The organism is Robertmurraya sp. FSL W8-0741 (assembly GCF_038004005.1).
GTDB classification, from domain to species: domain Bacteria; phylum Bacillota; class Bacilli; order Bacillales; family Cytobacillaceae; genus Robertmurraya; species Robertmurraya siralis.
Genome location: NZ_JBBOQG010000001.1, coordinates 2694463 through 2709012, shown reverse-complemented (window position 1 = coordinate 2709012; position 14550 = coordinate 2694463). Strand labels below are relative to the sequence as shown.

The window sequence follows — 14550 nt, the reverse complement described above, 5'->3', positions numbered from 1 at the left end:
GAGCTCAAATTGACTTATCATAGCGAATTCGGTCTGGTACTTGAAGTGTATTCCACTTTAAATGCCTGCACAAACCCAGGTCCGACCACAACAAAAGGTGAAATCACAATGATTTCACCTTTTTACATAAATAAGCTTTTCTTGTTTTTCTCTTACTTTCCCAACAATTGCCGCATCAAACAGCTTGTGCTCATGTAAAGCAGATAAATAAGCTGTCGCACTATCTGCAGGTAATGATACGAGCAGTCCCCCTGAGGTAATTGCATCGCATAAGATCATTTGTTCTTCAAGCTCCAAACCTTCATAATGCACATCATTTTCAAGCCATTTATGATTTGATTTCGATCCTCCTGGAATAATTCCTTGCTTGGCTAATTCATAAGTACCTTTAAGCACAGGAACCGAGCTGTAGGAAATTTCAAAGCTTACATTGCTTCCTCTAGCCATTTCACTTCCATGTCCAAGTAAACCAAACCCGGTAACATCTGTAACAGCTCGAGGAGAGAAAGGATGGAGAAGTTCTGCAGCCAGTTTATTTAAAGTCGCCATCACTTTTGCAACAGTTTTTTCCTGCTCTACTGTAACAGCTTTTCTTTTAATTCCTGTCGTCATAATGCCGACACCGAGTGGTTTCGTCAATACAAGCAAATCTCCAGGCTCAGCACCAACATTTTTCCAAACCTTCTCAGGATGAACGAGACCTGTAACAGAAAGACCGAACTTTGGTTCTTGGTCATCAATTGAATGTCCGCCGATCGTAACTGCTCCAGATTCAACTACTTTATCACCTGCGCCTCGCAATATCTCAGCAAGAATATCTGGACCAAGCTTTTTCACTGGATAGCCGACAATATTCAAAACTGTCTTTGGTGTACCGCCCATTGCATATACATCACTTAATGCGTTAGCCGCTGCAATTTGACCAAACATATATGCATCATCAACAATCGGTGTAAAATAGTCCAGGGTTTGCACAAGTGCTATTTCATCGGTTAATTTAAACACACCGCCATCATCAGATGTTTCATGACCTACGATTAATTCAGGGATCGGATCGTGCTTTGGTAATAAACGCAAAACTTGCGTTAAGTCCTCAGGACCAATTTTACAGCCTCAACCAGCTTTACTAGATAAGGAAGTAAGGCGAATAACTTCTTCTTTACTCACATTGTCCACCTCCTTAGTCAAGTATAACTCTTTGTCGCTAGATTTCATAATAATTGAGGCCGCTTAAACGATCATTTCAATATACTAATATTTCATTAATAGGGCTACTAATTGATAGCCACCACCAATCGTCCAGAACAGAATTTTATCTCCTCTTTTAATCCTTCCATTTTCAATTCCATCGTATAGAGCAAGGAGAGGACTAGTAGTGCCTGTATACCCAAAGCGATCTCCTACGTACATGAGCTTATCTTCGTCTAATTGATAATACTCCTGAATGGTCTTAATATTACTAATCGAAAATTGGGAAAAACAATAGGCATCTAAATCCGTAATGGTCAGGTTATTACGTGAGAGCATGGTTTCAAACATCTGATAGGTGGGAGGCATTGCAATGCTCCCATCAAAGGGAATCCATACCATTGATTGCTCTTCATTTTTTTTAATGGCATTTGAAAGACCTGAACGAGGGAAATTCGTATTGCTATAGGTAACAGAATCTGTAAAGTATATTGAATCAATGAAGCCGGTATCTTCCTCCGTTTTTTCCAATATAACAGCACATGCTGAATCACCAAAATTAGCAAATGAAATTTCTTCATCTGGATTAGCCATTAGCGTATTATAATCAGAACCGACAACAAGAGCTTTTTGAACAAAAGGGTTGGCTTGCATATAGCGTGAAGCTTGATCAATTGCAACAAGCATCCCGGCGCAGTTAGCGTTTGTATCCATTGTTAAAGTACTATGTTTACCTTGTAATTTATGATGAAGCTGTATCGCATTCGAAGTAGCTAAATATTCAGGTGTTTGTGAGGAGAATATGATCATATCTAAATCTTCACCTGAAAGATGGGATTTTTCCAAAACAAGCTTTGACGCTTTATAAGCCATTGTTAAACTATTTTCATCGTCATTATCAATCATATATCGAGATTTGCGACCGAGGATATTTTCAATAAAATGTTTAGAATCATCTCCTCTACTCTTAAAATGCTCAAAAAAATAATCATTATCAACAGCATTAGAAGGGTGATAGATAGCAATGTCTTTTATTTTAATATTTGTCATATTTAAATTACAACCTCCCATAAATTAAAAAACAAGACCACGAGAGTCTTGTAGGCCAAATCAATCAATCTTATTCATTTTTCTTTGTAAAAACTAAATAACAAGAACATGTTAATTAGTTCTTTTGCATATAGAAACTTTTCTAAATTTCTTTTACTTCAGCATTTGTGAAATTCGTATTTTTAAAGATTCTGTTTAACTGCATTTTTAAGATTGGACTTTTCTTGATTGTGACAACCAATTTTTGAAATCCTGACTGTTGATACATGCGAATCGTATTTTCCATCGCAGGAACCATTTCTTGTGTTAAAACATCCATATCTGTTGAATCAGCATTTAACGTATATTCCTTAGGATCTATACTTTTTACTTTTGCAGAATAATCTGCTACAAACTCTTGCACTTGTTCAGGAGTAAATGTTCCTACAACCACCAAATCAATTGTCTTAGTTGCTTTATTTACCTTGATAGAGAAAGATCCTTCTTTTGCCATTTGCAAAACTCCTTCGAAATTTATATTTGTCTTACTGAATGTAATTATACGAAATGAAGATTAGGCTGTGAATGCCATTCACAACGAAAAACCTAATGACAATAAAATTTTTTCAAAAAAACAAGGAATTTAGAACTACTAAATAAAATACACAAGGGTATTATGAACTAATTTTATAATATTGGCGAATCAATCTTAATTATTTTAAAATAGAAAGTGAACTTTTTGTGAATTTTTTGTGAAAGGAGGGTTATAATGAAAAGCTATTCAATTACTGTGAAATTTTGCATGCAATGAAATTATGCACCCAAAGCCGCGAGTTTCGCGGAAGAATTATTTAACCATTTCCGAGCGAATATAAAAGAAATGCAACTTATCCCTAGTTCTGGTGGTGCTTTTGAAATTGCTGTCAACGGTAAAACGATTTATTCAAAACTCGAAACCGGTGTTTTTCCAAAAAATACGGAAGTGATTAAAAAAATTGAAAGCATGTAATTGAAAAGCCCTACTAATATATAGGACTTCAGCTTGTCGACATGAGGCATTGAGAGACTCTCGGTGTCTTTTGTCATTTTTTAATAAGGGGGCATTAATACCCGTTAATTTTTTCGCTTTCGCGCACACTTGCTTTCCGCGGGGAGAACGGTGAGCCTCTTCGGATCAGTCACTCTTGCGGGAACTACACATCCCTCAGGAGTCAAGCCCCCTCCGCTCCTAGTAAAGTTGCATTTTTTTATGAAAATGGTCATTATTAAAATGGTATAATGAGGATGATCGAAAATGATGGAGGAATTTTAATGAAGAAGACTGTTCGTTATTTACCACCGATCCATGAATTGCAAAAAGATCCTCGTTTTATCAATTTACTTGATGCATTTACAATACATGAAGGCCATTTGACAGCATTGCTAAAAGCAGTAATTGAGGATATCCGAACGCAAATTTTAACAGAGACTTGGAATGGGCCACTGCCAGACGGCGATGACTTTTGTGAAGAGTTATTTAACATATTGCAAAAAAAATTACATCATCAGTTTCAATATACATTAAAAAAAGTCATCAATGGAACTGGAACGATTTTACATACGAATTTAGGAAGAGCACGTTTAAGTAATAAAGCAATTGAACATGTAGTGGAAACAGCGCAATCTTATTCCAATTTAGAATACAATCTTAACGAAGGAGAAAGGGGATCTCGTCATAATCATGTAGAAGCTTTGCTCAAAGACATAACCGGAGCAGAGGCTGCGATGGTGGTCAATAACAATGCGGCAGCGGTATTTCTCGTTTTGCGGACATTAGCTGCAAACAAAGAAGTTATTGTCTCTCGTGGAGAGCTAGTCGAAATTGGAGGTTCCTTTCGAATCTCATCTATTATGGAAGAAAGTGGGGCTACCCTTGTTGAAGTAGGAACAACGAATAAAACCCATTTATTCGATTATGAACGCGTTTTAAATGAAAACACTTCGATGGTCATGAAAGTTCATACAAGCAACTTCAAGGTGATTGGCTTTACGAAAACCGTCTCAACAGAAGAACTGGCCACATTAACAAAAACTCGCGATGATCTTATTTTTTATGAGGATTTAGGAAGTGGGGCACTCTACAATTATCAACAGCATGGAATCGGCACAGAGCCTGTTGTTAGCGAAGTGTTAAAAAGAGGAGCTGATCTTATTTCCTTTAGTGGTGACAAGCTTCTTGGCGGACCTCAGGCCGGAATTATTGTAGGGAAGAAACAGCTTATTGAGCGATTAAAGAAAAATCAGCTTGCACGAGTTGTTCGTGTCGATAAAATGACTTTAGCAGCGTTAGAAGGCACTTTAATGGACTACTTACTTGGGAAAAGCGCACTAAAAAATATCCCCGTTGTTCGCGACTTACTTACGACTAAAGAAGAAATAAAAGATAGAGCGCTGCAGTTTATGAATGAGTTGCAGAAAAAAACCACTTCATATTCAATTCGGATTGCTGAGGATGAGAGCCAGGTAGGAGGAGGGACGATGCCGGAGGTAAAACTGCCAACATTTGTGTTAGTGTTACAGCATCATGCATATTCTGCTGAAAAATTAGCTGCTAAGTTGCGGACTGAGCATAATCCTGCGATCATCGTTCGAACTCAAAGGGAAGAAACTCTTATCGATCTTCGCTGCATTACAAAGGAAGAAGAAAACATCCTTTTAGAAGCACTAGTTTCAATATAAAGAAAAAATGGACTGAAAATCACTTTAAGATTTCAGTCCATTTTTCTTGCTTTGCCCACAACAAGTAGTCCTAGGCAAATTTGACAGTGAAATTAGCAAGTGAACAAGACATCCAACCGGGTTCAACGATTCGAATTTTTTATAACGCTCAGTTTTTTATACTTACATGTCATGATGCTGGTTGTTCTTTTGACGTGTGTGGTTGCGATTTTTAACTTTTTTTGAACCACTTAACGGCTCTGGCTGGCTTGAATTTTCTCCCTTTGGAGCATTTTTCCGCATATCTTTTCCATCATTTTTATTCATATTAGTTATCCCTCCTAGTATTAGAATGCTGTCCTTACCCTTCAATTATTCCGCATATTTTCAGGTTGGATTGCACATTTTAACGAGAGAAGTCAATATTTCATAAACCTTATCGTAAAAGAACTTTATAGAGAAAGGGAGTATTCAACATTGCCGTATCATAAAAATAAGCAGCAAGCGTTTCAAGCCGCTCAACAGGGAGTGAATGAAGCGCAGGAACTCTACCATGAAATCGTGAAAGATAGTGCTAGTTACGGACACCAGCTTAAACATTTAAAAGAAGAAGTGAACGAAGCATTACAACAAATAGAGAATGCATTAGAGGTTGCTTCAGAACATCAGAAATCACAGCTTGAGCAATTTCGGCAAGATGTGACGGCAATTGCAAACGAGGTAAACGAAGCGGAATATTAAAAAGGCGTGTGAAACTTTAGTTCACACGAAATGAGCCAAATATTGTTTAACAAAGCCATTAAAAAAGAGCAGCAACTTGCTGTGAGAATAAAATTATAACTGGATTACGGTAAACATTAGTGCTCTCGGCGCATTGAACGGGAGTTTGTGTCGCCAGGCAATGCGCCGATCACCATGTAAAAACAGTGCTAAAATTATTGATTCTTCTTACGTTTTTTATTATTTTGTTTTTGTGCTGCTGTTAACGGTTCATTTGTAAGCTCTTCATTATAACCCGCTCCTTTTCCTTGAGCGCCGGCTGCGTTCATCCCCTCGATAATATGATTCGCTCTTCTCTTAACCAATTCCATTCACCTCCATTTTTTACTTTTTCCTTTCTTTGCGCAGTCATGCAATATTCTTGAAAAAACCGTGCAGAAACACTATTTTATAATAATAACGATAAGTTTCTCTTTTTTAAGAATGAGCAAATAAAATATATTTTCACCCTATTTACACTGTAAATCTGAAATAAAATAAGAAAAACTTATCAAAAACGATAACTTTCTTGTTATTTACTTATGTAGAAGACTGTATTAATATAAGGATTGTAGAAAAGTTCGGATGGGAGCAAATATTCAAACTTTTCAAAAGCGGTATATGATGATGAGGGGGAATTCATATGTCAAAAAACGACGTTTATAGCGCTCGCAAAGCATTTGAGCTTAATGGAAAGCGCTATAACTATTACAATTTAGGCGCACTTGAAGAAGCTGGAATTGGTAACATTTCGAAACTACCATATTCCATCAAAGTTTTACTAGAATCAGTGCTTCGTCAATATGATGGCCGTGTGATTACAAAAGAGCATGTTGAAAACTTAGCAAAATGGGGTACGGATAAGGTAAAGGAAGTTGATGTACCATTCAAGCCTTCACGTGTCATCCTTCAGGATTTTACCGGTGTACCTGCAGTTGTTGATCTTGCGTCACTTCGCAAAGCAATGGCTGACCTTGGTGGGGATCCGGATAAAATCAATCCTGAAAAACCAGTTGATTTAGTTATTGACCACTCCGTACAGGTCGATAAATACGGAACAGCTAATGCACTTCAAGCGAATATGGATCTTGAATTTGAACGCAATGCTGAACGTTATCAGTTCTTAAGCTGGGCACAGAAAGCATTTGATAACTACCGTGCAGTACCACCTGCTACAGGTATTGTTCACCAAGTAAACTTAGAATTTTTAGCAAGTGTTGTTCATGCAGTTGCTGGTGAAAATGGTGAATTTGAAACATTCCCAGATTCATTAGTCGGTACTGACTCTCATACAACAATGATCAATGGAATCGGCGTTCTTGGATGGGGAGTTGGCGGTATCGAAGCTGAAGCAGGAATGCTAGGACAACCTTCATACTTCCCAGTTCCTGAAGTAGTTGGCGTTAAGCTAACAGGTGAACTTCCTAACGGAGCAACAGCGACAGACCTAGCTCTAAAAGTAACGCAAGTCCTACGTCAACATGGAGTAGTAGGGAAATTCGTTGAATTCTTCGGTCCTGGTGTAGTCTCACTTCCATTAGCTGATCGTGCTACCATTGCAAATATGGCTCCTGAGTACGGAGCTACTTGTGGCTTCTTCCCAGTAGATAATGAATCACTAGACTATATGCGTTTAACCGGACGTTCTGAAGAGCAAATCCAAATTGTTGAAGCATACTGCAAAGCAAACGGATTGTTCTTTGATCCAAGCTTAGAGCCTATATACACTGATGTCATTGAAATCAATCTTGCTGATATTGAAGCGAATCTTTCTGGTCCTAAGCGTCCGCAAGATTTAATCCCACTTTCTCAAATGAAAGCAGAATTCAACAAGGCTCTAACTGCACCACAGGGGAATCAGGGCTTTGGTTTAGAACCATCTGAGCTTGAAAAAGAAGTGACAGTACAATTGGATAATGGCAAAGAGGTAACGATGAAAACAGGTGCGATTGCTATAGCTGCAATTACGAGCTGTACAAATACATCAAACCCATACGTTCTCGTTGCTGCCGGGTTAGTAGCAAAAAAAGCAACAGAATTAGGACTAGAAGTACCTAAATATGTAAAAACATCCTTAGCACCAGGTTCAAAGGTTGTAACAGGCTACTTGCGTGATTCTGGATTACTTCCATACCTTGAGCAACTTGGCTATAATCTTGTTGGATATGGATGTACAACTTGTATCGGGAATTCAGGTCCATTAAAGCCTGAGCTTGAAAAAGCGATTGCTGATAATGATTTATTAGTAACATCTGTTCTTTCGGGTAACCGTAACTTTGAAGGACGTATCCATCCACTAGTAAAAGGAAACTACTTAGCTTCACCACCATTAGTAGTTGCTTATTCATTAGCCGGAACCGTTGATATTGACCTTCAAAAAGAATCACTTGGTAAGGACAAAAATGGAAATGATGTCTTCTTCAAGGATATTTGGCCATCAACAGCTGAAGTAAATGAAGTGGTTAGTCGCACTGTTACTCCTGAGCTATTTAAAGCAGAATACGAAAACGTATTTAGTGACAATGAGCGTTGGAACGCAATCAAAACAAGCAATGAACCATTATATTCATTTGATGATAACTCAACATATATTCAAAATCCACCATTCTTTGAAGGTCTAAAGCCTGATCCAGATGAGGTAAAACCATTATCAGGATTACGCGTTGTAGGGAAATTTGGAGATTCTGTAACAACAGATCACATTTCTCCTGCTGGCGCAATTGGTAAGGATACTCCAGCTGGCAAATATCTACGCGAAAATGGTGTCGAAATTCGCGACTTTAACTCTTATGGTTCTCGTCGTGGAAACCATGAGGTGATGATGCGCGGTACATTTGCGAATATCCGTATTCGTAACCAAATCGCCCCAGGTACAGAGGGTGGTTACACAACACACTGGCCTACTGGTGAAGTAACTTCTATTTATGATGCTTGCATGAAATATAAAGAAGAAGGAACAGGCCTAGTTGTACTTGCTGGTAAAGATTACGGAATGGGCTCATCTCGTGACTGGGCTGCTAAAGGAACGAACTTACTTGGAATTAAAACTGTAATTGCTGAAAGCTTTGAACGTATTCACCGTTCAAACCTTGCACTTATGGGTGTTCTTCCACTTCAATTTAAAGAGGGAGAAAATGCTGAAGTCCTTGGTTTAACTGGAAAAGAAACCATTGATGTTCATATCGATGAAAATGTAAAACCTCGTCAGCTCGTTCAAATAACTGCGACTGCTGAAGACGGAACAAAGAAAGAGTTTGAAGCAATTGTTCGCTTCGATTCTGAAATCGAAATTGATTACTATCGTCATGGTGGAATTTTACCAATGGTTCTTCGTGAGAAATTAGCCAACTAAAGAACACGTAATAAAAAGGGCTGAGTCAAAAGGTACTGCACCCCAGAAGTTAGAGTTAATAATCTAACCTCTGGGGTGTTTTTGTATGGCAAAATATCGTGAAGAATTTAAATTAAAAATTGTAATGGAATATCCAGGGGGCAAACTAGGATATTACTTATTAGCCCAAAAATATGGTATTCCTGCTGAATCTCAAGTCAGAAGATGGGTTCGTGCTTATAAAGAATTTGGAGAAGACGGACTACGTAGGAAGCATTCTAAACAAGTTTACTCTGTCAAATTTAAGTTAGATGTATGAAACTTTATGAAACACACAGGTGCTTCTTACCAAGATACTGCGATTATCTTTAAGATGAACAATTCTTCATTGATTACCCATTGGTACAGAACCTATTTGGAGGAAGGTATAGAAGGCCTGCAGGATAAAGTGAAAGGGCGGCCTTCTATGTCTAAAAATCAGAAAGCAAAATTACCAAAACAAGAAAAAGAGTTATCTCGTGAAGAACAATTAGAACGAGAAAATGAACTTCTACGTTTAGAGAATGCTTATTTAAAAAAGTTAAAAGCTTTTCAAGAAAATGTTGAGTACATAGATTACTACAATATTAAGCGTATAAAAGTAAAATTAGCTGCTTAATAAAAACTCTAACTTTGTGGGGTCACCACCTTAACGACTTTTTGATATCAGCTTTTTTTGTATTCGAGAGAAAGAATTCCCATCTTCCACTTCGAAAATAGGATTGTAGCCAGTAAGTACTTGGATAAAACTTTTCTTATTATGTCACAAAATCCTAATAATATGCTTCTTTTTTTTGTCTAAGAAAGGATATACTAACGTTAGATTGTCATAAGAGAGAGGTGGTATTATATGTTCAAGAGAGTTACAGCAAGTTTAACTTTTCTCGTTTTGTTAGCAATCGGGATCAGCTATGGGATAAAGGACGCTGAAACTGAAAACAAAAGTGATGCTGCTGCAATTCCAGTCAATCTCGAGCAAGGACCAGAAGTCGGTTCTAAAGCACCGGACTTTCAATTACCTACATTAGATGGCGAAATAATTCGATTGTCTGACCTTAAAGGAAAGAAAATCATGTTAAACTTTTGGACGACATGGTGCCCTCCTTGCAAAGCTGAAATGCCTGACATGCAAAAATTCTATACTGAAGAAGGCGAGCAAATAAAAATTCTTGCTGTCAATATTGATACTGATTACGATGTAGCTGGTTTTGTAAAGGAAATGAAAATTAACTTTCCAGTCCTGCTAGACAATGACGAAAGCGTAATGAAACAATATCGCATCTTAACAATCCCAACAACATTTTTTATTGATGAGAATGGTACTATTCAAAACAAATTTATCGGTGCTATGTCAATTGATAAGATGAAAGAATTAACACAAGAACTGTAGCCTTAGTTATTTTTTACTAAGGTTTATTTAACTTTTGAGAGGATTTTACATATAGTGGCTAATGGAGCATTGTAGCATCATAAATTTTCAAAAAGTTGTAATAATTTTAATATTTAATGGAGATAATGACTGTTACAATAGTGGTAAGGAGGGTGATATAAATGAGAAAACCAAGAAAGCGCTCTTTTTCTGAACTTGTCTTAGAAAATAAACGGCAACTTTTGCAGGATCAAGAAGCTCTTGAAAAAATTGAGCAAAGACTGGAAAAGAAACGTTTAGGACAAGCAAGATAAAACTTATAGAACTTGCCAATTATGATTTCCTTCTCCATGCTGATAATAATAGATAGGAGGGATCATGATGAGCAAGCACAAAACACATAAACGAAATTCAGAACACTATGTACCAAATCATATTGGTACCCAGCCACGTGGGTTTGGAGGAAACAAAGGCAAAAAAATGCAAGATAAATCTGGTCAGCATGCCCAAGTCATCCAAACAAAAGGTGAATAGATCGATATGAAACTCGCCCCAGGCGAGTTTTTTATTTATAAAATAGAAAAATATGGTTATATATTTTCAAAAGAAAGTCACAAACTAATCCTGAACAAAACTTATGATAGGAGGAAATGTAATTGGCTCATAATAAACCAAATCCAGATGACCGCAGTGATAACGTAGAAAAGCTTCAAGACATGGTTCATAACACAATTGAAAATATGGAAGAAGCAGAAGCAACGATGGATTTGTCGAATGAAAAGGATCGGGCACAGATTGCTGCCAAAAATGAAAGAAGGCGTGAAAGTATTAATTCAATGCGGGAAGAAATAAAAGATGAACATGATGCACAAAATCATCAAAAATAATTCTGCATTTATGACCTGATCTTGAATCAGGTCGATTTTTTTTGTGTAAAAGTAAAAATTTGATAAGATAAAGATTATATAGGTTAGAAAAGAAGTGATATTATGATAAATCAACAAGATGAACAGAGACAACAAATTACGAAGCTCCTTTCAAAATGGAAACAGGAAATCATTGAGAAAGGGTATATAGAGAATGAAAGTCAATTGCTCGAAAAAATAAGGACTTTGGATGAAGAAAAGGATAATGAACTGTTATCGACCCTTTTATCATTAGCGGCAATCTCAAGAATAAAAAAAATCAATGCCCATGATTCTATCGTACGTGCTTGGATGGAAAGAGCGCAAAGTTTAAACCCTAAAAATGACGAAGCTAGACGATTTCTCGCTCAGTTTCAATGGGAAGGAAAAAAAGACGTATTAACAAATCTGCAATTTCCAACTATTCGTGAAACGGATAATCGCCAACAAAAAAAGAAAACCGCAGAGCAAATTATTTTTTTATGCAAGCTATTTTTACAGGAAAATGAAGAGCATCTTGAAGCTCTCGAAGAAGCGGCGAAAATTGTCAAGGAATTAAAAGACTTAGAACTCATACATAAATATGAATTACTAATCGATCTTCTTGAAAAAGCCATTGAAGCAGTTGTAGGTATAAGAAAAGCGGCAGAGGAATTCGAACAAACGATTTCAGGTTCTTTCTATAATACAAGCTATTTTTATGATATGAAAGCACATCTTGAAAACATCGAAAGAATCAAGGATGAATGGAGCGAACAATTTCAAGAAAAGGAATTTTATGAATCTCGAAATGCACTCAATGAACTGGATTCAATGATTGGTATGGATCTTGTGAAAAAAAGGGTTAAAGCACTCTATCAATTTCTTAAATATCAGAAGGCCCGGAAAGATATTGGTTTTCAAACAAAGGATGAGATTAGCTTAAATATGGTCGTTACCGGGAATCCAGGAACCGGAAAAACATCATTAGTGCGGCTCCTTGCAAATATTTACCACGAACTTGGCGTCTTGCCTCGAAAAGATGTTATAGAAGTTGATCGTTCACAATTGGTTGGAGCATATGTTGGACAGACAGAAGAAAATGTAAGAAAAGTCGTGGAAAAAGCATTGGGAGGAATCCTTTTTATCGATGAAGCTTACAGCTTGAAAAGAGAAGGACAATCGGGCAATGATTACGGTCAGACTGCGATTGACACGCTCGTTTCATTAATGACAGGGAAAGAGTTTGGAGGAAGATTTGCGGTCGTAATGGCAGGATATCCGGAGGAAATGAGTCAGTTTCTAGATGCTAATCCGGGACTACGTAGCCGCTTTCCAAGATCAAATTTGATTCATCTTGAAGATTACAGTGAGGATGAGTTGATATTAATTGCGGAGAAGTTCGCACAAGACAATGATTATGTTTTAACGGAAGAAGCGAAAATACAACTGAGAAAACGACTCGAAAAAGAGCGTGTAGACGAAACATTCGGCAACGCTAGAACGGTTCATAATTTAATCCTTGATGCAATTTTTCATAAAGGAGCAAAGGCTGTTGAACAGCAAACCATTTTCGATTATACATTTTTAGATAAAGACGATTTTGTGACAGAAGAAGCAGAAAACACGGCAACATCAAAGTTTTTATTGGAACAGCTAATTGGACTTGACAAAGTAAAGGAAGAAGTGAGAAAACTGATCTCCTTTGTTAAAGTTCAACAGGCTAGAAGGGAACATGGTCTGCCTGTTCTTCCTTTACAGCTGCATTCCGTATTTATGGGAAATCCAGGAACCGGGAAAACAACTGTTGCTAAAATTTATGCTCAAGCTTTAAAGGAATGCGGTATTTTAAAAAGAGGCCATCTGCTTGTCACGAGTAGAGCTGATTTTGTAGCAGGCTATGTCGGGCAAACGGCGATTAAAACGAAGAAGAAAATTCGTGAGGCTCTTGGCGGTGTACTCTTTATTGATGAAGCGTATTCCCTATTAAGTCAGACATCAGGGGATTTCGGTAAAGAAGTTATTGATACACTTGTTGATGAAATGACGAAGCATAATGAAAATCTTGTCATTATACTTGCAGGCTATCCTCATGAAATGGAGCAATTATTAGAAAGTAATCCCGGACTAAGATCTCGTTTTAAGAAGTTCTTTCATTTTCATGACTATACAAGTGAAGAGCTTATTGAAATAATGGAACATTACGGCTCAAATTATCAATATGAGCTTTCAATTGAAGCGAAAGATTATTTACAAAAAGAACTTAGCAACATCGATGTAAATGGAAATGGCAGATTTGCAACGAACTTAATGGATGAAGCCATTCAAGCCCAAGCTTCGCGACTGATGGAATACGAGAACATAAGTGTCATTAATGAAGCGACTCTCGTTCAAAAGAGTGATATCGAAAAATCATTAAATAAACTGAGAAGAGGAGATTCATAATGGAAGTAGCTACAAAAGAAATTGAAGTGCGCTATGCTGAAACCGATCAGATGGGAGTCGTTTATCACGCCAATTACCTTGTTTGGATGGAAGTTGGAAGGACGGCATTAATTAAACAATTAGGTTTTAATTATGCAGAACTAGAAAAGGAGGGGGTTATCTCACCTGTCCTTGATATCCAAGTCTCTTATAAAAAGCCGCTACGATATGGAGAAACGGCGAAAATCGATACATGGATCGAGGCGTATGACGGGTTAAAAGTAATTTATGGCTATGAAATCTATACGGGAGAAGGGGGACTTGCTGTAACAGGGCAATCGACACATGTTTGTGTCAAAAAGGAAAATTTTCGACCTATTTCAATAAAAAGAAAATATCCTGATTGGCATAACGCCTATGAAAAAGCCAAGAAAAAAGTATCAGTTTAATCGCAAAGAGGATTGTTTTCAGCATTAATGTTCTTAAAGGAGTGCGCGTCTATGGCATTTGGAATCAGAAAAGAAGACTTGCGGGCTTGGAAAAAGGCTATTGAAGATGGGGAAATCGCCTTTCTCACTCACTATTGGCTCGACGACAGATTTCCTGGATGTAAAACAGTAACAAAGGTTGGTTGTCGTGATATACAAAGATTAGCACAATGGGGAAAAACCTACGGGCTAAAAAAAGAGTGGATTCATATACGAGAAGATGGGTATTCTCATTTTGATATATTAGGAGAGCAAGAAAAGATCATTCTGCAAAAGGAAAACAAACTAACGGATCTCATAAAGAAGCAGATGTAGCCCAGTCTGCTTCTTTGCTATATACCC

General features: G+C 37.3%; 17 protein-coding genes and 1 pseudogene. 13 read left to right on the top strand and 5 right to left on the bottom strand.

The genetic code is table 11. The features are described from left to right. Window positions 1-114: 114 nt before the first annotated feature. From selD to NST02_RS13105, 3 genes are all read right to left on the bottom strand, one after another. Entirely contained in the window at window positions 115-1215 is a 1101-nt protein-coding gene (gene selD / locus NST02_RS13115) for a selenide, water dikinase SelD (RefSeq protein WP_445678156.1), read from the bottom strand. A gap of 36 nt (window positions 1216-1251) precedes the next feature. Beyond that, window positions 1252-2238 carry a ketoacyl-ACP synthase III gene (locus tag NST02_RS13110; RefSeq protein ID WP_095306093.1) on the bottom strand — a complete coding sequence of 329 codons (987 nt, stop codon included), beginning with the start codon at window positions 2236-2238 and terminating at the stop codon, window positions 1252-1254. A gap of 142 nt (window positions 2239-2380) precedes the next feature. Continuing rightward, the gene (locus NST02_RS13105; RefSeq protein WP_095306094.1) at window positions 2381-2731 is read right to left on the bottom strand and encodes a hypothetical protein; all 351 of its coding nucleotides are present in this window, start codon (window positions 2729-2731) and stop codon (window positions 2381-2383) included. A 309-nt stretch (window positions 2732-3040) separates the two neighbouring features. On the opposite strand from NST02_RS13105, the pseudogene NST02_RS13100 reads away from it, so the two are divergent. Continuing rightward, a pseudogene (locus NST02_RS13100) lies at window positions 3041-3226 on the top strand (Rdx family protein); the annotation flags it as partial. Window positions 3227-3528: 302 nt separating this feature from the next. Further along, window positions 3529-4935: an L-seryl-tRNA(Sec) selenium transferase gene (gene selA / locus NST02_RS13095; protein WP_095306096.1), complete on the top strand. Its 1407-nt coding sequence runs from the start codon at window positions 3529-3531 to the stop codon at window positions 4933-4935. 162 nt (window positions 4936-5097) lie between these two features. Here selA and NST02_RS13090 read toward each other — a convergent pair whose 3' ends face one another. Next, the gene (locus NST02_RS13090) at window positions 5098-5241 is read right to left on the bottom strand and encodes a small acid-soluble spore protein P (RefSeq protein ID WP_095306097.1); all 144 of its coding nucleotides are present in this window, start codon (window positions 5239-5241) and stop codon (window positions 5098-5100) included. Window positions 5242-5391: 150 nt separating this feature from the next. Between NST02_RS13090 and NST02_RS13085 the strand changes: the two genes are divergently transcribed. Next, a complete protein-coding gene (locus NST02_RS13085) occupies window positions 5392-5655 on the top strand; it encodes a hypothetical protein (protein WP_095306098.1) in 264 nt (87 codons plus the stop codon). Window positions 5656-5849: 194 nt separating this feature from the next. Here NST02_RS13085 and sspO read toward each other — a convergent pair whose 3' ends face one another. Further along, the gene (gene sspO, locus NST02_RS13080) at window positions 5850-5999 is read right to left on the bottom strand and encodes a small acid-soluble spore protein O (RefSeq protein ID WP_095306100.1); all 150 of its coding nucleotides are present in this window, start codon (window positions 5997-5999) and stop codon (window positions 5850-5852) included. A 317-nt stretch (window positions 6000-6316) separates the two neighbouring features. Here sspO and acnA point away from each other — a divergent pair, with 317 nt between their 5' ends. From acnA to NST02_RS13030, 10 genes are all read left to right on the top strand, one after another. Then, entirely contained in the window at window positions 6317-9025 is a 2709-nt protein-coding gene (gene acnA, locus NST02_RS13075) for an aconitate hydratase AcnA (protein WP_095306099.1), read from the top strand. A gap of 85 nt (window positions 9026-9110) precedes the next feature. After that, on the top strand, window positions 9111-9323 hold the full coding sequence (locus NST02_RS13070) for a transposase (RefSeq protein WP_340949120.1): 213 nt from the start codon (window positions 9111-9113) through the stop codon (window positions 9321-9323). Window positions 9324-9329: 6 nt separating this feature from the next. Continuing rightward, window positions 9330-9662: a helix-turn-helix domain-containing protein gene (locus tag NST02_RS13065; RefSeq protein ID WP_340949119.1), complete on the top strand. Its 333-nt coding sequence runs from the start codon at window positions 9330-9332 to the stop codon at window positions 9660-9662. Window positions 9663-9893: 231 nt separating this feature from the next. Beyond that, a complete protein-coding gene (locus tag NST02_RS13060; protein ID WP_095306101.1) occupies window positions 9894-10433 on the top strand; it encodes a peroxiredoxin family protein in 540 nt (179 codons plus the stop codon). 161 nt (window positions 10434-10594) lie between these two features. After that, on the top strand, window positions 10595-10726 hold the full coding sequence (locus NST02_RS13055) for an FbpB family small basic protein (protein WP_095306102.1): 132 nt from the start codon (window positions 10595-10597) through the stop codon (window positions 10724-10726). A 67-nt stretch (window positions 10727-10793) separates the two neighbouring features. Further along, entirely contained in the window at window positions 10794-10946 is a 153-nt protein-coding gene (locus tag NST02_RS13050) for an acid-soluble spore protein N (protein ID WP_095306103.1), read from the top strand. A 122-nt stretch (window positions 10947-11068) separates the two neighbouring features. Further along, window positions 11069-11299, top strand: coding sequence for a small acid-soluble spore protein Tlp (gene tlp / locus NST02_RS13045; RefSeq protein WP_095306104.1), 231 nt, complete (start codon window positions 11069-11071; stop codon window positions 11297-11299). A 102-nt stretch (window positions 11300-11401) separates the two neighbouring features. Further along, complete coding sequence (locus NST02_RS13040; RefSeq protein ID WP_340949118.1) at window positions 11402-13741, top strand: AAA family ATPase; 2340 nt, start codon at window positions 11402-11404, stop codon at window positions 13739-13741. Beyond that, window positions 13741-14169 carry an acyl-CoA thioesterase gene (locus NST02_RS13035; protein ID WP_137744043.1) on the top strand — a complete coding sequence of 143 codons (429 nt, stop codon included), beginning with the start codon at window positions 13741-13743 and terminating at the stop codon, window positions 14167-14169. Before NST02_RS13040 ends, NST02_RS13035 begins: the two co-directional genes overlap by 1 nt. Before the next feature lie 51 nt (window positions 14170-14220). Further along, window positions 14221-14523 carry a hypothetical protein gene (locus tag NST02_RS13030; protein ID WP_095306107.1) on the top strand — a complete coding sequence of 101 codons (303 nt, stop codon included), beginning with the start codon at window positions 14221-14223 and terminating at the stop codon, window positions 14521-14523. The last annotated feature ends 27 nt before the right edge of the window (window positions 14524-14550 follow it).